General features: G+C 51.3%; 12 protein-coding genes, 3 tRNA genes and 3 rRNA genes. 3 read left to right on the forward strand and 15 right to left on the reverse strand.

The genetic code is table 11. The features are described 5' to 3' along the window. Window positions 1-107 precede the first annotated feature (107 nt). Both GN241_16790 and GN241_16795 read right to left on the reverse strand, forming a co-directional pair. Complete coding sequence (locus tag GN241_16790; protein XAT58875.1) at window positions 108-449, reverse strand: cyclic nucleotide-binding domain-containing protein; 342 nt, start codon at window positions 447-449, stop codon at window positions 108-110. Beyond that, entirely contained in the window at window positions 450-1238 is a 789-nt protein-coding gene (locus tag GN241_16795; protein XAT58876.1) for a hypothetical protein, read from the reverse strand. It abuts the gene before it with no gap. A 226-nt stretch (window positions 1239-1464) separates the two neighbouring features. On the opposite strand from GN241_16795, the gene GN241_16800 reads away from it, so the two are divergent. Then, window positions 1465-2754 (forward strand): adenylate/guanylate cyclase domain-containing protein, encoded by a 1290-nt coding sequence (locus GN241_16800; GenBank protein XAT58877.1) that lies wholly within the window; start codon window positions 1465-1467, stop codon window positions 2752-2754. 587 nt (window positions 2755-3341) lie between these two features. On the opposite strand, the gene rrf is transcribed toward GN241_16800, so the two are convergent. The 8 genes from rrf to clpB form a co-directional block, all read right to left on the reverse strand. Beyond that, window positions 3342-3456 (reverse strand): 5S ribosomal RNA (gene rrf / locus GN241_16805). A 73-nt stretch (window positions 3457-3529) separates the two neighbouring features. Then, a 23S ribosomal RNA gene (locus tag GN241_16810) occupies window positions 3530-6371 on the reverse strand. A gap of 382 nt (window positions 6372-6753) precedes the next feature. Next, window positions 6754-6829, reverse strand: a tRNA-Ala gene (locus tag GN241_16815). Window positions 6830-6861: 32 nt separating this feature from the next. Continuing rightward, window positions 6862-6938 (reverse strand) — tRNA-Ile (locus GN241_16820). Between the two features lie 132 nt (window positions 6939-7070). After that, window positions 7071-8537, reverse strand: a 16S ribosomal RNA gene (locus tag GN241_16825). The 16S, 23S and 5S rRNA genes sit together here with 2 tRNA genes alongside, the layout of an rRNA operon. Window positions 8538-9084: 547 nt before the next feature. Then, entirely contained in the window at window positions 9085-9714 is a 630-nt protein-coding gene (msrQ, locus tag GN241_16830; protein ID XAT58878.1) for a protein-methionine-sulfoxide reductase heme-binding subunit MsrQ, read from the reverse strand. Window positions 9715-9744: 30 nt separating this feature from the next. Then, entirely contained in the window at window positions 9745-10659 is a 915-nt protein-coding gene (msrP, locus tag GN241_16835) for a protein-methionine-sulfoxide reductase catalytic subunit MsrP (protein ID XAT58879.1), read from the reverse strand. 88 nt (window positions 10660-10747) lie between these two features. Continuing rightward, complete coding sequence (gene clpB / locus GN241_16840) at window positions 10748-13366, reverse strand: ATP-dependent chaperone ClpB (GenBank protein ID XAT59332.1); 2619 nt, start codon at window positions 13364-13366, stop codon at window positions 10748-10750. 227 nt (window positions 13367-13593) lie between these two features. Between clpB and pyrF the strand changes: the two genes are divergently transcribed. Then, window positions 13594-14292 carry an orotidine-5'-phosphate decarboxylase gene (gene pyrF, locus GN241_16845; protein ID XAT58880.1) on the forward strand — a complete coding sequence of 233 codons (699 nt, stop codon included), beginning with the start codon at window positions 13594-13596 and terminating at the stop codon, window positions 14290-14292. A 52-nt stretch (window positions 14293-14344) separates the two neighbouring features. Here pyrF and rpmJ read toward each other — a convergent pair whose 3' ends face one another. Both rpmJ and GN241_16855 read right to left on the reverse strand, forming a co-directional pair. Continuing rightward, on the reverse strand, window positions 14345-14470 hold the full coding sequence (gene rpmJ / locus GN241_16850) for a 50S ribosomal protein L36 (protein XAT58881.1): 126 nt from the start codon (window positions 14468-14470) through the stop codon (window positions 14345-14347). Between the two features lie 74 nt (window positions 14471-14544). Next, a tRNA-Val gene (locus GN241_16855) sits at window positions 14545-14619 on the reverse strand. A 128-nt stretch (window positions 14620-14747) separates the two neighbouring features. Between GN241_16855 and GN241_16860 the strand changes: the two genes are divergently transcribed. Continuing rightward, window positions 14748-15620: an N-formylglutamate amidohydrolase gene (locus GN241_16860; protein XAT58882.1), complete on the forward strand. Its 873-nt coding sequence runs from the start codon at window positions 14748-14750 to the stop codon at window positions 15618-15620. Between the two features lie 3 nt (window positions 15621-15623). Here the strand turns inward: GN241_16860 and GN241_16865 are convergent, their stop codons facing one another. The 3 genes from GN241_16865 to dnaE all read right to left on the reverse strand — a co-directional run bounded on the left by GN241_16865 (window position 15624) and on the right by dnaE (window position 22291). After that, window positions 15624-16877: a DNA polymerase IV gene (locus GN241_16865; GenBank protein XAT58883.1), complete on the reverse strand. Its 1254-nt coding sequence runs from the start codon at window positions 16875-16877 to the stop codon at window positions 15624-15626. A 148-nt stretch (window positions 16878-17025) separates the two neighbouring features. Next, window positions 17026-18684 (reverse strand): NAD+ synthase, encoded by a 1659-nt coding sequence (locus GN241_16870; protein XAT58884.1) that lies wholly within the window; start codon window positions 18682-18684, stop codon window positions 17026-17028. A gap of 94 nt (window positions 18685-18778) precedes the next feature. Continuing rightward, on the reverse strand, window positions 18779-22291 hold the full coding sequence (gene dnaE / locus GN241_16875) for a DNA polymerase III subunit alpha (GenBank protein ID XAT59333.1): 3513 nt from the start codon (window positions 22289-22291) through the stop codon (window positions 18779-18781). Between the last annotated feature and the right edge of the window lie 18 nt (window positions 22292-22309).

A 22309-nucleotide genomic window follows, 5' to 3' on the forward strand; every position in this document is an offset into this window, starting at 1 on the left:
AAACTGCAACGATTTCAACCGCTCACATACCCGCGAAGATAACGCTGTAATGAAACCGATTAGGGTGCAACACTGAAAACTAATGCGATTTAAAACGGCAAGGCGGCTTATTTCTTTGCGGTCTGCGCCATCCGCAATCGTTCCGCAAGGATACGTAATATGCCCTTCACCACGATATGCGAGTCATCCACCATTTTATCAAATTCATCCCGTGATACGAAAAGCAAATCGCATTCTGTTACGGTCAGGGCCGTTGCCATACGTGATTGATCGCTGACAACACCCATTTCACCGAATAATTCATTATCTCTTACCAGAAAATCAGGATCCTTGGTGCCATTGCTGGGCAAGAAAATTCCAACCGATCCCGACAAAACCAAATACACACCATTGGCAGCATCACCTTTACGAAAGACATGCTTTCCAATTTCCATTTTCAAACGCTTCATTCAGATCGTGACCTCGGTATTTTGAATTGCAAAAGATACTTTATCCGATGTCAGAGTTTCGGAGAGCATGTCAAGCTCTTGGTCCGTTCGAGCGGGACTGTGATGGCTAATGGCCAATTTTTTAATCTCCGCCAACTCTGCAAAACTGCAGGCCTGCTCGATCGAGGAATGCCCCCATCCTTTGCGCCCATTTTCCAATTCGTGATCCGTGAACATGCCATCCCAGAGTACAAAATCAGAACCCTCAACAAATTTTAATAAAAAAGGCAATTGTTCTTCGAGATATTCATTATCCAGCAAATAAGTAAATTTCCCTCGACTGGTTTGCAGCGAATATCCCATACTGCCGCCGGGATGGTTCAATTCAAACACCTCCAAGCCTAAGTTTGGCGCAAGCATTTTTTGTATGGTGCTTATGTTCGAAAATTTCAGTTGTTTGAGGATGGTCACGATATCAACAGGAAAATATCCGCCCGAAAAATATGTTTGAATGAGGTTTCTAAGAACGCTTCTATTGACCAGAGCACTGGACAGAAAAATATCTTCCTGATGCGCAAACACGCTTCCATTAAATGGCAGACCTTGAATATGATCGTGGTGAAAGTGGCTATACAGGATAATCGATGTTCGTTTTGTATCTAATTGAACGTTTTGAAAACCAGTTCCCGTATCAAGAATAATTTGCATATCATCGGTCAACACTTCGCAACATGACGTGTTACCGCCGTATTTGGACGTATCAGCTGGTTGCGGGATAGATCCCCGCGTGCCGTGAAGTTTTATTAACACAATGCAGCTCCAATTCTCTGTTTTATATTAATATTTATTTATCTACGCCAAGTCCAACTTTTTTCCGCATGGGCTTTATAACGGCAGGTTTTCACAAAATGAGGGTTTTTACTATTCTTTTTAACAAATAATAATCTCAAACATGAGATTTTCGTTTGCCTCCTGTCAAGTTTATGCCAGTTTCAACGGCAGAAAAGATCGTTTTTTACTGTTTAGGGACGCAGGAATGTCAGCCACGCTTGAAGAGATGTTCAAGAAAGACTCTATCTTAAATGTCAGCTTTTTTAATTTCGAAAATGCAATAACCGCCGCTTATTTCGCCGATGCGGAACTGAATATTATAAAGGCAAATAAGAATTTCAAAGCATTATTTCCCAACATTAAAAATATCGAAGGGTTCAATATCCTTGCCCTTCTTGGCCGGCTTGGGGTTTCCGATGATCAAATTGAAGAATTTTCGAACAGTTTGCAGCGCGACAAAAAAGTTCTCATCCCGCAATTGAAGATTAAAACTGCTGATGCCTTTAAAACATTCTCTTTTCTTGCCACCTACACCAAAAATGGCACATTCAGTTATTTAAATGGCGTGCAAGGCCAACTGATTGATCGAACGGAAGAGTACCGGCTTCACGAACAAAATCAAACGCTCTTAGCCGAAAACGAAACGGCCAATCAGCGACTTGAAGAAAAAAGCGAGAAGTTGGAATCAATTGCCAATCGTTTGGCAAAATATTTATCGCCACAGGTTTATGAAACGATTTTTTCCGATCGGATGCGAGAGGGTGAAAGCTATAAGCGAAAAAATCTGACGGTTTTCTTTTCAGATATCGTCAGTTTTACTGATATTTCTGACACATTAGAGCCCGAAAAGCTTGCAAATATTATTAACAATTATCTGTCGGATATGACCGAGATCGCGATTGCCAATGGGGGAACGATCGATAAATTCATCGGCGATGCTGTTATGGTTTTCTTTGGAGACCCGGACAGCGCCGGAGAAGAAATGGACGCGTTTCGCTGCGTGAAGATGGCGTTAGAGATGCAACAAAAAATCTCGCAAATCAGCAGAATCTGGAAGTCCAAAAAAGGTATTTCGCATGGGCTTAAGGTCCGAATGGGAATTGCCACCGGCTATTGTACGGTCGGTAATTTTGGGTCAAGCCAGCGCTTGGATTACACGGTGCTTGGCAGTCCGGTGAACATGGCGGCACGGTTGGAAAGCCTTTGCCCACCCGGAGAAGTCTTGCTGTCCAAAGACACAGCTTCATTGTTAAACGACCGCGTGAAAACCGCGTTCTTCGACGACTTAAAGGTCAAGGGCTTTTCCAAACCAGTTTCAACTTTTAAGGCCCTGGCGTTAAACGACGCGGCAGATCAAGCGTGGACCGGATTGGTGCATGACAGTGCAAATATTGAGCTGTATGTGAAAAACCCAGAGGATCTTGAATCCATAATTGCGGAGCTGCGCCACTTGGAAATTGAGTTTTCGGCCCAGCTCAAACGCACTTCTGATTAAATGTGAAAAAGGGATGCGCTGGTTTTCAATTCATCAACGACTGCCTTATCAGTGTGCCGGTGTGGCTTTTGTCTTAACTTTTTCCAGAGACTTTCTGTTTTGATTTATTGGCTCTAGGGCTTTGATAAGAGCTATTTATTTGATCGCTGGCCTCCTGCATCGTGCATCGTGCATCGTGCATCGTGCATCGTGCATCGTGCATTTTTTGACGATATATATAAGCTGTCAATGATCGAAGGCTGTTTGGGTTCAATTCGGCGCCGTGATGCGTTGCGCTGGCAAGATGAGGCATGTGTTTTGGTATTTGATTTTTACCGATGTGAGGGCTTTTGGCGCGGGATCGCGACAGATGTCCGCATCCGGGCGTGTTTTGTTTGTTTTAGAGGGATGTTTTTTGTGGGTTTGCGCTGGGGATCTGTCTGCGAGGCGATGCTTGTTTATTGCGATGATGCCTTCGATTTAAGACGCCTGTTCTAGCAATCGCGCATGCAGATTTATCTTACGCGTTGGAAAAGGGCTTTGAGCGATATAGTTTGGGATATGTATTGTGATCGTTTTGAGAGATACGCGGATTTGGTATTTTCTAGGTTTGGCGGTGACTTACTCTCCCACGTCTTAAGACGCAGTACCATCAGCGCAACGGCACTTAACGGCCGGGTTCGGAATGGAGCCGGGTGTTTTGCTCGTGCTATGGCCACCAAACCGAGAAAATACCAAATCCAAGTCAAGCATATATATGTGTATGCTTTTTGATGTGAGTAATATCTGACTATTACTGGATCAAATCAAGCCTATCGAGCCATTAGTACCGGTCAACTGAACGCATTACTGCGCTTACATCTCCGGCCTATCGACGTGGTGGTCTTCCACGGCTCTCAGGGATACCTTGTTTTGAGGGGGGCTTCCCGCTTAGATGCCTTCAGCGGTTATCCTGTCCGATCATAGCTACCCTGCACTGCTGCTGGCGCAACAACAGGTCCACCAGTGGATCGTTCACCCCGGTCCTCTCGTACTAGGGGCAACTCCTCTCAAGTATCCTACACCCACGGCAGATAGGGACCGAACTGTCTCACGACGTTCTAAACCCAGCTCACGTACCTCTTTAAACGGCGAACAGCCGTACCCTTGGGACCTGCTCCAGCCCCAGGATGAGATGAGCCGACATCGAGGTGCCAAACACTGCCGTCGATATGGACTCTTGGGCAGTATCAGCCTGTTATCCCCGGCGTACCTTTTATCCGTTGAGCGATGGCCCTTCCACTCGGGACCACCGGATCACTATGGCCGTCTTTCGACTCTGCTCGACTTGTCAGTCTCGCAGTCAGGCTGGCTTCTGCCATTGCACTCAACGAGCGATTTCCGACCGCTCTGAGCCAACCTTCGCGCGCCTCCGTTACTCTTTAGGAGGCGACCGCCCCAGTCAAACTACCCGCCACGCAGGGTCCCGGATCCGGATAACGGACCGCGGTTAGACATCAAAAGTGCGAAGGGTGGTATCTCAAGGGAGGCTCCACCGAAACTGGCGTTCCGGTTTCAAAGCCCACCACCTATCCTGCACATCACAATTCTGATGCCAGTGCGAAGCTGTAGTAAAGGTGCACGGGGTCTTTCCGTCTAACCGCGGGAAGCCTGCATCTTGACAGGCAATTCAATTTCGCTGAGTCTACATTGGAGACAGCGGGGAAGTCGTTACGCCATTCGTGCAGGTCGGAACTTACCCGACAAGGAATTTCGCTACCTTAGGACCGTTATAGTTACGGCCGCCGTTTACCTGGGCTTCAATTCGGAGCTCTCACCCCTCCTTTTAACCTTCAGGCACCGGGCAGGCGTCAGACCCTATACGTCGTCTTGCGACTTCGCAGAGCCCTGTGTTTTTAGTAAACAGTCGCCACCCCCTGGTTTGTGCCCCCAGCCAATACTTGCGTAGAAACTGGGCCTCCTTCTCGCGAACTTACGGAGGTATTTTGCCGAGTTCCTTCAATGTAGTTCTCTCAAGCGCCTTGGTATTCTCTACCAGTCCACCTGTGTCGGTTTAGGGTACGATCTTATGGAGGGCTATTTCCAGGGACTGATCAGCGGCCCCTCCAATCCAATAAGGAGGAACAACCTTCACAATCCGTCACCATCTCCTGGCCCAGGAATATTAACCTGGTTCCCATCGTCTACGCCCTTCGGCCTCGACTTAGGGGTCGGCTTACCCTGCTCAGATTAGCTTTAAGCAGGAACCCTTGGACTTTCGGCGAGAGTGTCTCTCACACTCTTTGTCGCTACTCATGTCATCATTCTCACTAGTGATCTCTCCACCGGATGCCTTACAGCCCGGCTTCACAGAAAGCTTCGCGTCTCCCATGACCCAAAAAGGATCAAAAGAGACAGGAAACTATGTCACACTACGCTCCGCTACCATGCATTAAATGCATCCGAAGTTTCGGCTCATGGCTTGAGCCCCGTTACATCTTCGCCGCAGGACAACTTATTTAGACCAGTGAGCTGTTACGCTATCTTTAAAGGATGGCTGCTTCTAAGCCAACCTCCTGGTTGTTTTGGTCGTCCCACCTGCTTTCCCACTTAGCCATGAATTGGGGGCCTTAACTGTCGGTCAGGGTTGTTTCCCTCTCCACGACGGACGTTAGCATCCGCCGTGTGTCTGCCATCTAGTACTCCCGGGTATTCGGAGTTTGGTTAGGATCAGTAAGCCTGTGGGGCCCCATTACCCATCCAGTGCTCTACCCCCCGGGGTATTCGGATGACGCTCTACCTAAATAGATTTCGCGGAGAACCAGCTATCTCCGAGTTTGATTGGCCTTTCACCCCTAGGCACAGCTCATCCCGATCCTTTTCAACGGATGTGGGTTCGGTCCTCCAATACGTGTTACCGTATCTTCAACCTGGCCATGCCTAGATCACTCGGTTTCGGGTCTGATCCATCTAACTCATCCGCCCTATTAAGACTCGCTTTCGCTGCGCCTACACCTAACGGCTTAAGCTTGCTAGATAGACCAAGTCGATGACCCATTATACAAAAGGTACGCTGTCACATCGCAAGGATGCTCCAACTGATTGTAGGCGTTCGGTTTCAGGTACTGTTTCACTCCCCTCGTCGGGGTGCTTTTCACCTTTCCCTCACGGTACTGGTTCGCTATCGGTCAGTAAGGAGTACTTAGCCTTCGGGGGTGGTCCCCCGATCTTCAAACAGGATTTCACGTGTCCCGCCCTACTTAATACATCCTTCAAAGCTTCCCATACGGGGCTGTCACCCACTATGGCTGACCTTTCCAGGTCATTCTGGTCACTTATCAGGCTTGGCTGGTCCGCGTTCGCTCGCCGCTACTAACAGAGTCTCTAATTGATTTCCTTTCCTCCGGGTACTTAGATGTTTCAGTTCCCCGGGTTTGCTCTTAAAACCCTATGTATTCAGGTAATAAGTACCTGTTTATGCTCATTATTGACACCCAAAGGGTAACAATAACAAACATTCAGGTGGGTTGCCCCATTCAGAAATCCATGGATCAAAGCTTATTCTCAGCTCCCCATGGCTTATCGCAGAGTATCACGTCTTTCATCGCCTCTTACTGCCAAGGCATCCACCAAACGCCCTTTTCGCGCTTGATTTGATCCAGAAAAAGTCAGACTTGCGCCTGAATGATGCCAAGCTGGTTCACCAGGCATCTCATCTTCCGGTCAAAAGTCATACTTTCCCGCTCAAACACATGTCGGTGTGTTTGAACTGTTGAGCAACATTACTGCTGCTCGGGTTAGTGTACTTGACTTGGACAACATGTTCGTTTCAACCCAGCATACTTAAAGGCACCCGAGGAAAAGGGTGGATCCAAAAGCTCTCCACAAGCCTAAACTTGCTTCACCAAATTGAGATCATCCCGCTACTTCGGGCGATCAAACAATGTTGATATTTGTATCTCTCTAAACGATGTCAATGCGTCCAATCGGACGGCGAAACACAAACCATTGTGCTTCGCGATCTGATCAAAACTTGGTATATGGTGGAGCCTAGCGGGATCGAACCGCTGACCTCCTGAATGCAAATCAGGCGCTCTCCCATCTGAGCTAAGGCCCCCTACACGCCATATCCTAAAATAGACGCGTTAATGGTGGGTCGAGGAGGACTTGAACCTCCGACCTCACGCTTATCAGGCGTGCGCTCTAACCACCTGAGCTACCGACCCAGTACAGACCGGTAGGTCTGATGTATGCTGAAGAGATATGAGGACAGTCCGGTTCGATATATGATCGGCTTTGTTTGCCAATCTGCTAAGTGTTTCACGAACAAAAGCAAGCTTAAGTTGCTAGAAACATCCTTAGAAAGGAGGTGATCCAGCCCCAGGTTCCCCTAGGGCTACCTTGTTACGACTTCACCCCAGTCGCTGATCCTACCGTGGCCGCCTGCCCCCCGAAGGTTAGCGCAGCGTCGTCGGGTAGAACCAACTCCCATGGTGTGACGGGCGGTGTGTACAAGGCCCGGGAACGTATTCACCGCGTCATGCTGTTACGCGATTACTAGCGATTCCGACTTCATGGGGTCGAGTTGCAGACCCCAATCCGAACTGAGACAGCTTTTTGGGATTAACCCATTGTCACTGCCATTGTAGCACGTGTGTAGCCCAACCCGTAAGGGCCATGAGGACTTGACGTCATCCACACCTTCCTCCCGCTTATCACGGGCAGTTTCCATAGAGTGCCCAGCCGAACTGCTGGCAACTAGGGATGTGGGTTGCGCTCGTTGCCGGACTTAACCGAACATCTCACGACACGAGCTGACGACAGCCATGCAGCACCTGTATCTCGTCCAGCCGAACTGAAAGCTCCATCTCTGGAGCGACGACGAGTATGTCAAGGGTTGGTAAGGTTCTGCGCGTTGCTTCGAATTAAACCACATGCTCCACCGCTTGTGCGGGCCCCCGTCAATTCCTTTGAGTTTTAATCTTGCGACCGTACTCCCCAGGCGGAATGCTTAATCCGTTAGGTGTGTCACCGAACAGTATACTGCCCGACGACTGGCATTCATCGTTTACGGTGTGGACTACCAGGGTATCTAATCCTGTTTGCTCCCCACACTTTCGCACCTCAGCGTCAGTATCGAGCCAGTGAGCCGCCTTCGCCACTGGTGTTCCTCCAAATATCTACGAATTTCACCTCTACACTTGGAATTCCACTCACCTCTCTCGAACTCTAGACTGATAGTTTTGGAGGCAGTTCCGGGGTTGAGCCCCGGGATTTCACCCCCAACTTTCCAATCCGCCTACGTGCGCTTTACGCCCAGTAATTCCGAACAACGCTAACCCCCTCCGTATTACCGCGGCTGCTGGCACGGAGTTAGCCGGGGTTTCTTTACCTGCTACTGTCATTATCATCACAGGCGAAAGAGCTTTACGACCCTAAGGCCTTCATCACTCACGCGGCATGGCTAGATCAGGCTTGCGCCCATTGTCTAAGATTCCCCACTGCTGCCTCCCGTAGGAGTCTGGGCCGTGTCTCAGTCCCAGTGTTGCTGATCATCCTCTAAAACCAGCTATAGATCGTAGACTTGGTAGGCCGTTACCCCACCAACTATCTAATCTAACGCGGGCCGATCCTTCTCCGATAAATCTTTCCCCCAAAGGGCGTATACGGTATTACTCTTCGTTTCCAAAGGCTATTCCGTAGAGAAGGGTACGTTCCCACGCGTTACTAACCCGTCCGCCGCTCACCCGAAGGCGCGCTCGACTTGCATGTGTTAGGCCTGCCGCCAGCGTTCGTTCTGAGCCAGGATCAAACTCTCAAGTTGAAAAGCTGTTACCAGCTTATCCTTGACGTTCGAACCTATGCACATCGAATAATTGTTCAAATTATTCATCTTCTGTTTATCTGTGCTCAAGGTATCAAAAGATACCGAAAGCCGACAAACAGTGAAGCTGACACCACATCATCGGATCAAAAACCCTAGTGGCGCGATATGATAGGCAGATCCATCGAAATGAACCAAACTGCCCACATATCTCTTCAGTTTTCTATCAATGTCAAATAACGTCGAAGACAAATCAACAGATCACGCCATCCTCTCAAATCGCGCAACCCGCCCAATATATCCTCAGAATTCTCTACGCCCCCGCCAAATCTTCAACCCAGCAAGGCCACCTTAAACGCCGTAGCACCCTCGGTGAAGGCGCTTTTAAAAGCAACAGATAACATCCGCAACCCCCTTTCGATAACTATTTTTATCTTTTTTTACTTTCAGGGAAATTTCTTCATCCAAGACGAGCCCACAAAGCGCAATTTCTCATGAAACACAGTGTTTGGGGAGAGTTCGCTGCCTTGCAGGCCCGCCACCAATTTTTAGGGCATTGGCGCTTTGGACTTTCTATCCGCTGCAAAAATCCGCCATTTTCTAATATCAACCCGCGCCAATAATAAAAACAGAATCGATCCCAAATAGAGAAGCGGTTCGATTTGGAAACCTTTGCGCAGCATCACAAAATGCAGCCCGCCTAAGATACAGATGCCATAGGTCAACCGATGCAATTGACGCCATCGTGCACCCAGCCGGCGTTGCGCAAAATTGTTCGACGTGAGCGCCAAAGGAATCAGCCCCAACAGCGCCAGCATTCCAATCGTTATGTAAGGGCGTTTCATTATATCTGCCCAAATCCGGTTTAGATCCCCGATATCGAGCAGGGCCCATGTCAGGACATGCAGGAGCACGTAGCCAAACGCAATCAGTCCAATTGCCCGCCGGAACTTAAACAGATTGATCCGCAAGACACGGCGCAGCGGTGTGATCGCCAGCCCCAGAATCAACATTTGCAACGCAAATTCGCCCAGCAAATGTTCCAATTTGGCAATCGGCTCTGGACCCAGCTCATTGCGAATACCGAGCATAATAAAATACACACCAGGCGCCACCCCAATAATATAAATAAGCCAAACAGGAAGTTTGCGGCTTAAATGGTTTATGTGCTCCACCACGCGCAGATCACCCCTCAACTCTCGGGCTTATTAGATAAATTTTGTCAGATCCATGTCTTTATACATCTCGGCAACATCCTCTTGATAGCCATTGAACATCAATGTCGGCTGGCGTTTGGCAAAAAGGCCACCTCCGATACGCCGCTCTGTTGCCTGCGACCAGCGGGGATGATCAACCTGTGGGTTCACATTGCTGTAAAACCCGTATTCCCGCGCATTCGCCAAAGACCAACTGGTGGGGGGCATCGTATCGGTTAAGGTAATCTTTACGATCGATTTGATGGATTTGAACCCATATTTCCAGGGCACCACCAACCGTAGCGGCGCGCCGTTTTGATTGGGGATTTGTTTTCCGTAAATTCCATTCGCCATCAGCGTCAGCGGGTGCATTGCCTCATCAAGTCGCAGGCCCTCTACATAAGGCCAATCGAGCACCGGGTAATTTTGTCCGCGCATCTCCTCAGGCCGATATAAAGTTTGAAATGCCACATATTTTGCCTGCGATTGAACCCCCGCCATATTCAAAAGATCCGCCAGTTCGAACCCGTTCCACGGCACCACCATTGACCATGCTTCGACGCAGCGAAACCGGTAAATGCGTTCTTCAATCGCCATTTTTTGCAGAATATCTTCGAGGTGATACACCGCGGGGCGATCCACCAATCCATTGATTTCCACGCTCCACGGTGCGGTGGTTAAAGCGCCTGCATATTTGGCAGGATCACTTTTTCCCGTTCCGAATTCATAGTAATTGTTATAGCTGGTAATATCTTCCCATTCATTCGGCTCCAGCTCTACAGCGCGTTGCGCTGCGCTTGACGCAGAGGTCAAACCACCTGCCAACCCAATCCCCGCCAGCCCGGCGAGCAAATGCCTTCTGTTTACAAAAACCTGCTCATCGGTCACCTCCGACTGTTTCAGATCAGCTCTCCAACGATGGGCCATAAAACATCCTTTTACACGTTTTCTCTGAATAACTTAGCGCGTTCTGCAGCATCTTCAAAAACAACCTTTTTCACAAAAGCGTGTTGTTTTAGTGAAGCACCGCATTCTGCGGCGTCACCGCCATAGGTTTCGCCACTTTTCCAGCAATCACAAGCCCTCCCTCCTTTGCGGAAATAGGCACCTGCTGATCCTCGGCAATTTGACCAGAGAGCAACAGCTCTGCCAAGGCATCTTGAACATGCCGCTGAAGAACCCGTTTCAGCGGCCGCGCGCCAAAGCTGGCATCATAGCCATGCTGCGCCAACCAGCTTTTGGCCTTCGCATCAACCTCAAGGGAAATATTGCGGCCATCAAGCCGCGCCTGTAGCCGCGCAAGCTGAATATCAACAATTGCCCCCATATGTGCGGGTTGCAAACGGTTGAAGACCACCATTTCATCAAGGCGGTTCAAGAATTCAGGGCGAAAGTGACCGCGTACGGCCGCCATCACGTCTTCATTCGTCGCAAAGCGATCCTGAGACTCGGGCGTGGAATTCAAAGGTTGAGAGCCCAGATTTGACGTTAAAATAATCAGAGTTTGTTTAAAATCAACGTGATGGCCCTGACTATCGGTAAGCATCCCCTCATCCATAACCTGCAATAATAGGTTGAACACATCCGGATGCGCTTTTTCCACCTCATCAAACAGCACCACTTGATAGGGACGTCGGCGCACTGCTTCGGTTAAGACCCCGCCCTCTTCATAGCCGACATAGCCCGGAGGTGCCCCGATAAGGCGTGCCACGGAATGCTTTTCCATATATTCCGACATATCGATGCGCACCATCGCGGCATCATCATCAAACAAGAATTGCGCGACCGCTTTCGTCAATTCAGTTTTGCCAACCCCTGTCGGGCCCAGAAACAAAAAGGACCCCAAGGGGCGATTTTCATCATTCAACCCGGCGCGCGCCCGCCGCACCGCGTTGGCCACAGCGGCCAAAGCAACATCCTGACCGATCACCCGCTGGCTTAGCGCGGCCTCCATGCGCAGCAACTTATCACGCTCTCCCTCAAGTATCTTGCTGGTGGGAATGCCCGTCCAACGCTCGACCACCGTGGCGATATGTTCGGGGCGTACCGCCTCTGTGATCAGCGCGCCCCCAGAGTCAGCGTGCTCGGCATCGGAAAGTTGCTTTTCCAATTGCGGAATAACCCCGTATGACAATTCACCCGCCCGCGCCAAATCACTTTGACGCGTGGCCTGGTCCAATTCCGCCCGCGCCCGATCCAATTGTTCTTTAATGCTGCGCCTGCCCGCCATTTTATCGCGCTCTGCCTGCCATTGCGCAGTTAAAACGGCGCTTTGATCCTGCAGCATCCCCAAAGCTTTCTCAATATCTGCAAGCCGCGCAAGGGATGCGGCATCATCTTCGCGGCGCAACGCTTCCACCTCGATTTGCTTTTGCAAAATTTCGCGATCAAGCGCGTCTAAGTTTTCCGGCTTGCTATCCACTTGCATCCGCAACCGACTGGCCGCCTCATCCATCAAATCAATGGCTTTATCAGGTAAAAACCGATCTGTGATATACCGGCTAGATAGAGTGGCAGCCGCAACCAGCGCCGAGTCGGAAATACGCACGCCATGATGCAATTCATATTTTTCTTTGATTCCGCGCAAAATGCTAACGGTGTCTTCCAAGCTTGGTTCGCTGACCATAAGCGGTTGAAAACGCCGCGCGAGCGCGGCATCTTTTTCAACATATTGCCGGTATTCATTCAATGTGGTGGCACCAATGCAATGCAACTCACCGCGCGCCAGCGCTGGCTTAATCATATTCGCCGCATCCATGGCGCCATCGGCCTTACCAGCCCCAATTAAAGTGTGCATTTCATCGATGAACAAAATGATTTCGCCCGCTGCGGCGGTGATTTCTTTTAAAATTGCGGTGAGGCGCTCTTCAAATTCGCCGCGATATTTGGCGCCTGCAATCAAAGCCCCCAAATCCAACGCCATCAGACGTTTATTCTGCAGAGATTCGGGCACATCACCGTTCACAATGCGTAAGGCCAAGCCTTCGGCGATGGCGGTTTTACCAACGCCCGGATCGCCGATCAAAACCGGGTTGTTTTTGGTGCGCCGCGAGAGCACTTGCATCGCACGCCGAATCTCTTCATCGCGCCCAATGATGGGATCGATGCCGCCAGAGCGGGCGCGCTCGGTCAGATCCAACGCATATTTATCCAAAGCTTCAAAACCATCTTCGGCATGCGCGGTTTCTGCAGTGCGCCCTTGACGCATCTCTGCAACCGCGCGAGTCAGGCTTTGAGCCGTAACGCCGCCCGCCGCCAACACGGCCTGCGCCGGTGATTTCACCAAAGCCAAACCCACAAGCAGGCGCTCGACAGTGACAAAGCGGTCCTGGGCTTTTTGTGCCTGATTCTGCGCCTCTGAAAGCACTTTTACAACGCTGCCATCAAGCCTTAACTGCCCTGACTCGCACGAAACTTTTGGCAATTTGCTAAGTTCAGCCTCGACAGCAGTGGCGATATCCGTAGGGCGCCCTTGCGCCCGCTCGATCAGATTGCGCGTCAATCCTTCGGGGTCATCCATCAAAGCTTTCAATAAATGTACCGGCATAAACCGTTGATGATCTTGAACCGTCGCCAGGGTTTGCGCATTTTGAATAACCCCGCGTGCGCGTTCCGTGAACTTGCTTAAGTCCATCGCACTCTCCTTTACTAAAGCGCCTATTACGTCAAACACCCGGTTTTCGGCACGTTTAGACATCAGGCCTTTCCAAAATCTGATATGGGCAATCGACCAATTGGTTTCAAGAAACTCAGATTATTTTAGTGATGACGCGTGACAAGCCATGCCGATCACGGGTCAATGGCTTGACGGCAAGCCCATGCCAAGCTTAGACCCGCAACAACCCAAAAAGGACCAAAAGAATGCCAGATTCCAGATTAATTGTTGCCCTTGATGTTCCCGATGCGCTTGCCGGATTGGCCTTGGCGCAAAAACTTGGCGATCAAGTGGGGTTTTATAAAATTGGGCTGGGCATGTTGACGGGGGGCGGTTTGGCGCTGGCCAATGAATTGAAGCAAGAGCACGGCAAACAGATTTTCCTTGATATGAAGCTGTTCGATATTTCAGCAACGATCGAACATGCCACGCGCGGATTGGCGCAATATGATATTGATTTTTTGACCGTTCATGGGGATCCGCATGTGGTCAGAGCGGCAAAAGCAGGCGCTGCGGGCAAGAATTTAAAGATTCTCGCCGTGACAATCCTGACCTCGCTTGATCGCGCAGATTTGGATGCTTGTATGATAAAAGGCGGCGCCATTTCTGAGCTTGTCATCGAGCGCGCCACCCGCGCACTAGACGCTGGCGCCGATGGGGTCATTGCCTCTCCGCAAGAAGCTGCCTTGATCCGCAGCCTTCCGATCAGCGCTGGCAAATTAATCGTCACCCCGGGCGTGCGCCCAACTGGCGCTGCTCTGGGGGATCAAAAGCGCGTCATGACACCCGCTGAGGCGATTGCCGGCGGCGCCGATCATCTGGTGATTGGCAGGCCGATTACCGCAGCCCATGACCCCGCTGCGGCCGCAGCGGCAATTCTCGCTGAAATCGAAGCCGTTAAATGAAAAACCCCGCCAAGATGGCGGGGCGTTCCGAAAGCTTACTGACCCTGCAGGTTCAGCCCTGACGGGCTTTGAACCGAGGTTGCGTCTTGTTAATGACGTATACGCGGCCTTTGCGGCGCACGACACGACAGTCGCGGTGACGCTGCTTCAGCGAGCGGAGTGAGTTTTTGACCTTCATGGCCTTCTCCTTCAATCGCGGCGCGTCTTTGCGCCAGTTGCTGTTGACCCCATAATGAGGGGCCGTGAAACCCGTGGTGGGCGGTACTGGGATCGAACCAGTGACCCCTACGATGTCAACGTAGTGCTCTACCGCTGAGCTAACCGCCCGTCTTGGCGATGCGCGCAGCACCAAAAAACGGAGCGCTGCGAACCGCGCCGGTGGAGGGTCTATAAAAGGTTGGTTGCGCGGGATCAAGGGCTTTTGCAATTCTCTATTTTTAAGCTATCCTGAACTTATGGAAAACCTGCCCTTTGACCATTGCGCCTATAAAATTGTCGAACCTGCGGCTTTAGCATCCTCTGTGGTGTTTGCCTCCCCTCACAGCGGGCGCGCGTATCAGGACAGCTTTTTGAAAAGCTCTATTCTAGATGACTTAACGATTCGCAGTTCAGAAGATGCTTATATCGATCAGCTGATCGCCTGCGTCCCCGGTTTTGGCGCACCACTTTTAACCGCCAAGGCGCCCCGATCCTTTTTGGATCTTAACCGCGCCGAGGATGAGCTGGATCCAGCCCTGATTACCGGCGTTCCGAGCGCCAAGCAAAATCCACGGATTGCCTCAGGGCTGGGGATCATCCCGCGCGTCGTTGCAAATGGGCGCGCGATCTACCGCGGGAAAATGTCTAAAGAAACCGCCCAAGCGCGCATAGACACCTATTGGAAGCCCTATCATAAGGCTTTAAAAGCGCTTCTGGTGCGCGCGCAGACCAAATTTGGGCGCGCAATTTTGATCGATGTGCATTCGATGCCCCACGAGGCCGTTGCGCCAACCGGCCGTTCACAGCAAAGCACCGAAATCGTTATCGGGGATCGCTTTGGCGCCTCTGCTGAGTCGCGACTGGCCGAGAATGTGCTTGATATTTTTAGCAGCCACGGATTTCGCGTGGCGCGCAACGCGCCTTTTGCCGGTGCTTATATCACCCAGCGCTATGGTCGCCCCCATTTCAATCAACATGTTTTGCAAATCGAAATTGACCGCGCGCTTTATCTGAATGAGGCCAATATCACCCCCTCTGAGCAATTTGAGTTTTTTCGTCAACGATTGCGCAAAGTGCTGGCCGAGATTGCAAAAGCCGGCGCAGCAGAAAGCAGCCTCGCCGCCGAATAGCCGCTAGCGCAGCGCCCGCCCTTTAAGAATCGCATCCTCGCCAAATTTTTTGCGGATTTTATCCGTGGCACGCTCTGCAGCGCCGCGCTGATGAGCCTGTGGGTCCAAAAGATCTCCAGATCGCTCCGCCTGGCTGGCCGCGCATAAATCAGACAGACCCGCTCCGATCAACCGGTAGACCTGCCCTGCTGGAATTTGCGACAGCATGGCCCGCGATACACGGTAGACACGGTCTGCCAATTGCGTCGCATCCTCCAACGTTTGACGTTTGGTAATAATTTTATGGCCAGTGGTTTTAAGCTTCAGCGTTACCACACGCCCCGCCAGCTCTTTTGCCTTCGCCCGATCCGATACTTTTTCACACATGCGCCATAAATGACCGTCCAATAAATCAGGATCGGCGGTATCTTCAAAAAATGTGGTTTCATTGGAAATCGATTTCACCGGTGTATTTCGGCTAATCCGGCGATGATCTTGGCCCCGCGCAAGATGCCAAAGCCTTTCGCCCATCGACCCAAATTTTTGCGTCAGATCATCGCGTTGCCACCGCAACAAATCGGTAAAACTGCGAATGCCGGCCTGCGCCAAAGCGGCTTGCGTGGCGCTGCCTACCCCCCAGATCATACGCACGGGCTTATCCTGCAAAAACGCCGCCGTATCGTCTTTTCCGATCACAGAAAACCCGCGGGGTTTATTTAAATCAGAGGCCACTTTTGCCAAAAATTTATTATGCGACAACCCGATCGACCCGGTCAGACCCAACTCTTGGCGCATCCGATACACCAGGCGCGCCAACATCACTGCGGGGGGCGCTCCATGCAATTTTTCTGTCCCGCGTAAATCGAGAAAGGCTTCATCTAAAGAAAGGGGCTCAATGGCCGGTGTCAGATCTTCCATCATCTGCCGGATTGCGCGGCTGACCTCGGCATAAACCGCCATTCTAGGCTTTATAATCACCGCGTCAGGGCATAGCTTTAAGGCTTGGAACATCGGCATGGCGGATTTTACGCCCCGAATCCGAGCCACATAGCAGGCGGTGGACACCACACCGCGCCGCCCGCCGCCAATAATCACCGGTTTATCCGCTAAATCGGGATGATCGCGCTTTTCCACGCTGGCGTAAAAGGCATCGCAATCCATGTGCGCGATACTCAGCGTAAAAAGCTCTGGATGCGTTACGATATTGGGCGCATGGCAGCGCGGGCAGCGCCGGCCCTTTTCAAAAGTTTGGCAGCATTCTTGGCACAGGCTAGGCATTAACCTGCCCGTCAGCTGCCCATGGCGCCCGTTTTTGCGGCGCTTGTCTTAAGAAGAAGGTCACACTCATGTCCATCGGCTCAATGATTGGCGTGTTTCAAACCCTGCCGACGGTAGCAAAAAAACGCCGCGCAGGCAAAATGCAAAATCAACCCTTTTCGCGCCATGCATTCACGATAGGGTAGCGCCGATCCAGCCAAAAACCCCGCGCCGATAGTCGCGTTCCGGGCGCGGCTTGGAAACGTTTATATTCGCTTGCGTATAACAGGTTTTGCACGCGCAACGCCTCCTGCCGTGAAAACCCTTGCGCCACACAGGCATCAATTGATTGATCCTCATCCACCAATAGCGTCAAAATCGCATCAAGAACGGGATAATCGGGCAAGCTGTCGCTGTCTTTTTGATCGGGGCGCAATTCGGCACTGGGGGGCTTATCAAGGATAGTTTGGGGAATAATAGCACCGGGTGGGCCCTGCATCCACGCGCGATGATGCGCATTGCGCCACTGACAAATTTCAAAAACGCGGGTTTTATAAAGATCTTTAATCGGATTATAGCCGCCGGCCATATCGCCATAAATCGTGGCATATCCCACGGCCACTTCTGATTTATTTCCCGTTGTCAGCAGCATTTCCCCAAATTTATTTGAGAGCGCCATTAAGAACAGGCCCCGCAAACGCGATTGTATGTTTTCTTCCGTTAAATCGGGCTGTGTGCCCTCGAAAAGCGGGGCAAGGCTGTCATGTATAGCCGCTTGGCCCTGCGAAATCGGTAGAAAATCATACCGGCATTTCAGATTTTCAGCCAAATCTTTGGCATCCTGCAAAGAGCCTTCGGACGTATAATCTGAAGGTAACATAACAGCGCGCAGATTCTCAGCGCCCAGCGCATCGGCGGCAATTGCCGCCACCAAAGCGCTGTCAACACCCCCAGACAGGCCCAGCAGAACCCGCGGAAACCCGCTTTTTGCGCAATAATCACGCAAGCCTGACACCATCGCATGATAATCCGCCTCTAGGCTGCTGGGCAAAGGCGCCAAAACGCCTTGCGCCGCGCTCCAACCCGAGCCCTGCTTTCTCAGAACCACATCCGCAAGCGCCGATTCAAACATCGGCATCTGCAAAGCCAATGCCCCGCCGGGATTAAGCACAAAGCTGCCCCCGTCAAACACCTGATCATCTTGGCCACCCACCATATTTAGATAAATCAACGGCAAGCCCGTTTCGATCACGCGCGCCACCATAACATTCTGCCGCTCTTCAGATTTCTGGCGGTGATAGGGGGACCCGTTGGGCACTAATAAAAACTCGGCGCCGGTTTCCTGCAAGGTTTCGGCCACATCCGGATGCCATGCATCTTCACAAATCGGGCTGCCAATCCGCGTATTGCCCACCGAATAGGGCCCCGCAATTTCGCCGGAGGAAAAAATGCGCACCTCATCAAATACGGATTGATTGGGCAAATGATGCTTTTCAACCACCGACACAACCCGGCCATCATTTAAGATAAAATACGCATTGAATAAAGCGCCCGCTTCCACCCACGGCCCGCCAATCGCCAAAGCCGGACCCTCTTTGCACGCCTGCGCCAACCCTTCAATTTCAGCAATCGCCGCGCGCTGAAAGGCCGGCTTCATCACAAGATCCTGCGCGTTATAGCCAGTGATGAACATTTCGGGAAAGGCGACCAGATCACTGCCCGCCGCTTTTGCGTGGCGCCAGGCCTCTTTGGCCAATCTGGCATTGCCCTGCAAATCCCCAACCGTAGGGTTTATTTGGGCCAGCGTTATTTGAAATCTATCGCTCATTGCTTCGCTTTACTCTTACCGATTATTCTGTGTCACTTAGCAGAATAGGACTAAAGGGAAAGTACCTAGACAGGCTTCAGCGTTAAAAAACCGCCTAAAGCTCTTCTACCTGTAACACGCCACCCAAACTTTTAATCGCGCCTTTGATTTGCGGTGTAACGGGAAATTCCTGACCAATGTCAATTTCAACTTCGCCCGGCAAATCCGGGTTCAACAAGCAAAAATAGATCGGTCCTTTGCCGCCGCGTTTGCTGGTGCCCGCCGCTTGCTGCAACACCGAGGCCACAGAAGGCACGCTGTCCAAATTATCAATGAAAATACGCAAACCGGTCGCCCCCGCATCCGCAATCGCCCCATCTAACGGCACCACCGAACGCACCAAAAGCTTCAACTGATCCGCTTCAAGGCTGGCCTCAACCCCCACCAGTACCTGCGCGCCCGCTTCTAAAAACTCTCTGCTTTTTTCCAGTGCATCGGAAAATAACGTTACCTCATAGGCGCCGCTCACATCGCTCAGTTGCGCAAAGGCAAAGCGATTGCCTTTTGCTGATTTGCGCTCTTGCCGGCCCGCAACAACGCCTGCCAATTTTGCAACAAGTGGACCATTTTCGGCTTTTTTCTGAAGCTCCTCCAATGTCATTACGCCTTTGCGCCGCAATGGCGCCATATAATCATCTAGCGGGTGCCCCGATAGGTAAAAACCGATTGCGGCAAATTCTTCAGAAAGACGTTCTGCGGGCAGCCAGTCTTCCATCGAAATCAGTCGCGGTTCCGGCAGATCCTCACCCGCCTCACCGAATAACGAGACCTGGTTAGAGGCTTTTTGTTCGTGAATAGCGGCTGAATAGCCCACCAAAGCATCTAGGCTGGAAAAGACCCGACGCCGATTGCCATCCAGTTCATCAAACGCCCCTGCCCGGGCCAGCATCTCCAATGGCCGCTTGCCAACGCGCTTCAGATCCACCCGCCGCGCCACATCAAACAAGGTTACAAAAGGCCGCTCAACGCCCTCTACAAGACGCGCCTGGGTAAATAGCCGCATCGCCTCTACGCCCACATTCTTTAACGCCCCAAGCGCATAAACCAGCGCGCCTTCATGCACGTCAAACGTAGCTTGCGAGCGGTTGATGCAAGGCGGCACGAACGGCAATGATAAGCCCTTGCGTACCTCTTCAAAATAAACCGCCAGCTTATCCGTTAAATGCAGATCACAATTCATCACGCCGGCCATGAATTCGACCGGATGGTTGGCTTTGAGCCACGCGGTTTGATAGCTGACCACGGCGTAAGCGGCGGCATGCGATTTGTTAAACCCATAATTGGCGAATTTTTCCAACAAATCGAAAACTTCAGAGGCTTTTTTTGCATCCACTCCATTTTCCGCCGCGCCCTTTTCAAATTTGGGGCGCTCGGCATCCATCGCCTCTTTGATCTTTTTCCCCATCGCGCGGCGTAATAGATCGGCCCCGCCAAGGCTATAATTCGCCATCACCTGCGCGATCTGCATCACTTGTTCCTGATACACGATAATGCCTTGGGTTTCTTCCAAAATATCATCAATAAGGGGATGAATAGAGGCCCGTTCTTTCAAGCCGTTTTTCACTTCGCAATAGGTTGGAATATTTTCCATCGGACCCGGGCGGTACAAAGCCACAAGCGCCACAATATCTTCAATACAAGTGGGCTTCATCCGCTTTAACGCATCCATCATGCCGCTGGATTCTACCTGAAACACCGCGATTGTTTTTGCCGCCGCATAGAGCGCGTATGATTTTTCATCATCAAGCGGGATCGCCGCAATATCATCCTGCGTGCCCGCCGCTGGCTCATATAAACTACTGCCATCCGCTGCGATATGCAGCGCACGGCCCGATTTAATCACCAATTCAACGGCGTTTTGTATCACGGTTAAGGTTTTCAATCCCAGAAAGTCGAATTTTACCAGACCGGCCTGTTCCACCCATTTCATGTTGAACTGCGTGGCGGGCATATCCGATCTGGGGTCCTGATACAGGGGCACCAGCGCATCCAGCGGCCGATCACCGATCACCACCCCGGCCGCATGGGTCGAAGCATTGCGCAGCAACCCCTCGACCTGTTGCCCATAAGTAAGCAAACGGTCCACAACCTCTTCATTTTGCGCCTCTTCGCGCAAACGTGGCTCATCAGCCAAGGCTTTTTCAATGCTAACAGGCTTCACCCCTTCCACCGGAATCATTTTGGAAAGGCGGTCGACTTGACCATAGGGCATTTGCAAAACCCGCCCGATATCTCGAACAGCCGCTTTTGATAAAAGCGCCCCAAAGGTGATGATCTGGCCCACTTTATCACGGCCATATTTTTCTTGAACATATTGGATCACTTCATCGCGGCGATCCATACAGAAATCGATATCAAAATCCGGCATGCTCACGCGTTCTGGATTTAAAAACCGTTCAAACAAAAGCGAATAGCGCAGCGGATCCAAATCGGTAATGGTCAGCGAATAAGCCACCAAACTGCCCGCCCCAGATCCACGCCCAGGACCAACCGGTATGTTTTTTTCTTTCGCCCATTTGATAAAATCTGCCACGATCAGAAAATAACCTGGAAAGCCCATGCCTTCGATAATCTTCAACTCAAATTCAAGACGCTTTTCATAGGCCTCCACCGTATCCGCATGCGGAATAATCGCCAACCGCGCGGCCAAGCCCTCTTGCGCCTGGCGCCGTAATTCTTGAACCTCATCAGTTGCAAATTTTGGCAAAATCGGATCCCGCCGATAAGCCATGAAGGCGCAGCGGCGTGCGATTTCTAGCGTATTGGCAACGGCTTCGGGAAGATCAGCAAAGAGCGTCACCATTTCTTGTGGCGTTTTGAAATAATGCTGCGCGCTTAGCCGACGGCGGGGTGCTTGCTGATCCACATAAGCCCCTTCGGCGATGCAAATCAACGCATCATGCGCCTCATACATGTCGGGTTTGGGGAAATATACATCATTGGTGGCCACCAAAGGCAAATCCATACGATACGCAAACTCGATAAATCCGGCCTCTGTCAACCGTTCGACCTCGGGAAGCCCCGTCTCCCCGGGATGGCGCTGCAACTCAACATACAGGCGATCCCCATAAATTTCGGAAAATTGCTGCATCAACGCTTCTGCTGCTGGCGCTTGGCCCGCTCTGAGCAAGCAGCCCACAGGACCATCTGCGCCCCCCGTTAAGCAGATCAGATCTTTATGAAAACGCTTCAAATCCTCTAAGCTGACTTGCGGCAGCTCGCCATCAGCCTTGAGATATAAGCAAGAGTTCAATTTGAGTAAGTTTTCATATCCCGTTTCCGATTGCGCCAGCAGCACGATCGGCGCCGGCGGTGGTTTGCGCCCACCCAACGGTACGGGGGCATAAGCCAGATCAATCTGACAGCCCAGAATGGGTTGCACACCGGCCGCACTGGCAGAAACCGAAAATTCAAGCGCAGCGAATAAATTATTGCTATCTGTCAGCGCAACGGCCGGCATCGCCATGTTTTGGCATAAATCCGGAAGCTTTTTCAGCCGCATCGCCCCTTCAAGAAGGGAATACTCGCTGTGCAATCTCAGATGGATGAATTGGGCATTTTTTGTCATACATTTAGAATAGACCAG

This window comes from Rhodobacteraceae bacterium IMCC1335 (assembly GCA_039640495.1).
Lineage (GTDB): Bacteria > Pseudomonadota > Alphaproteobacteria > Rhodobacterales > Rhodobacteraceae > Thalassovivens.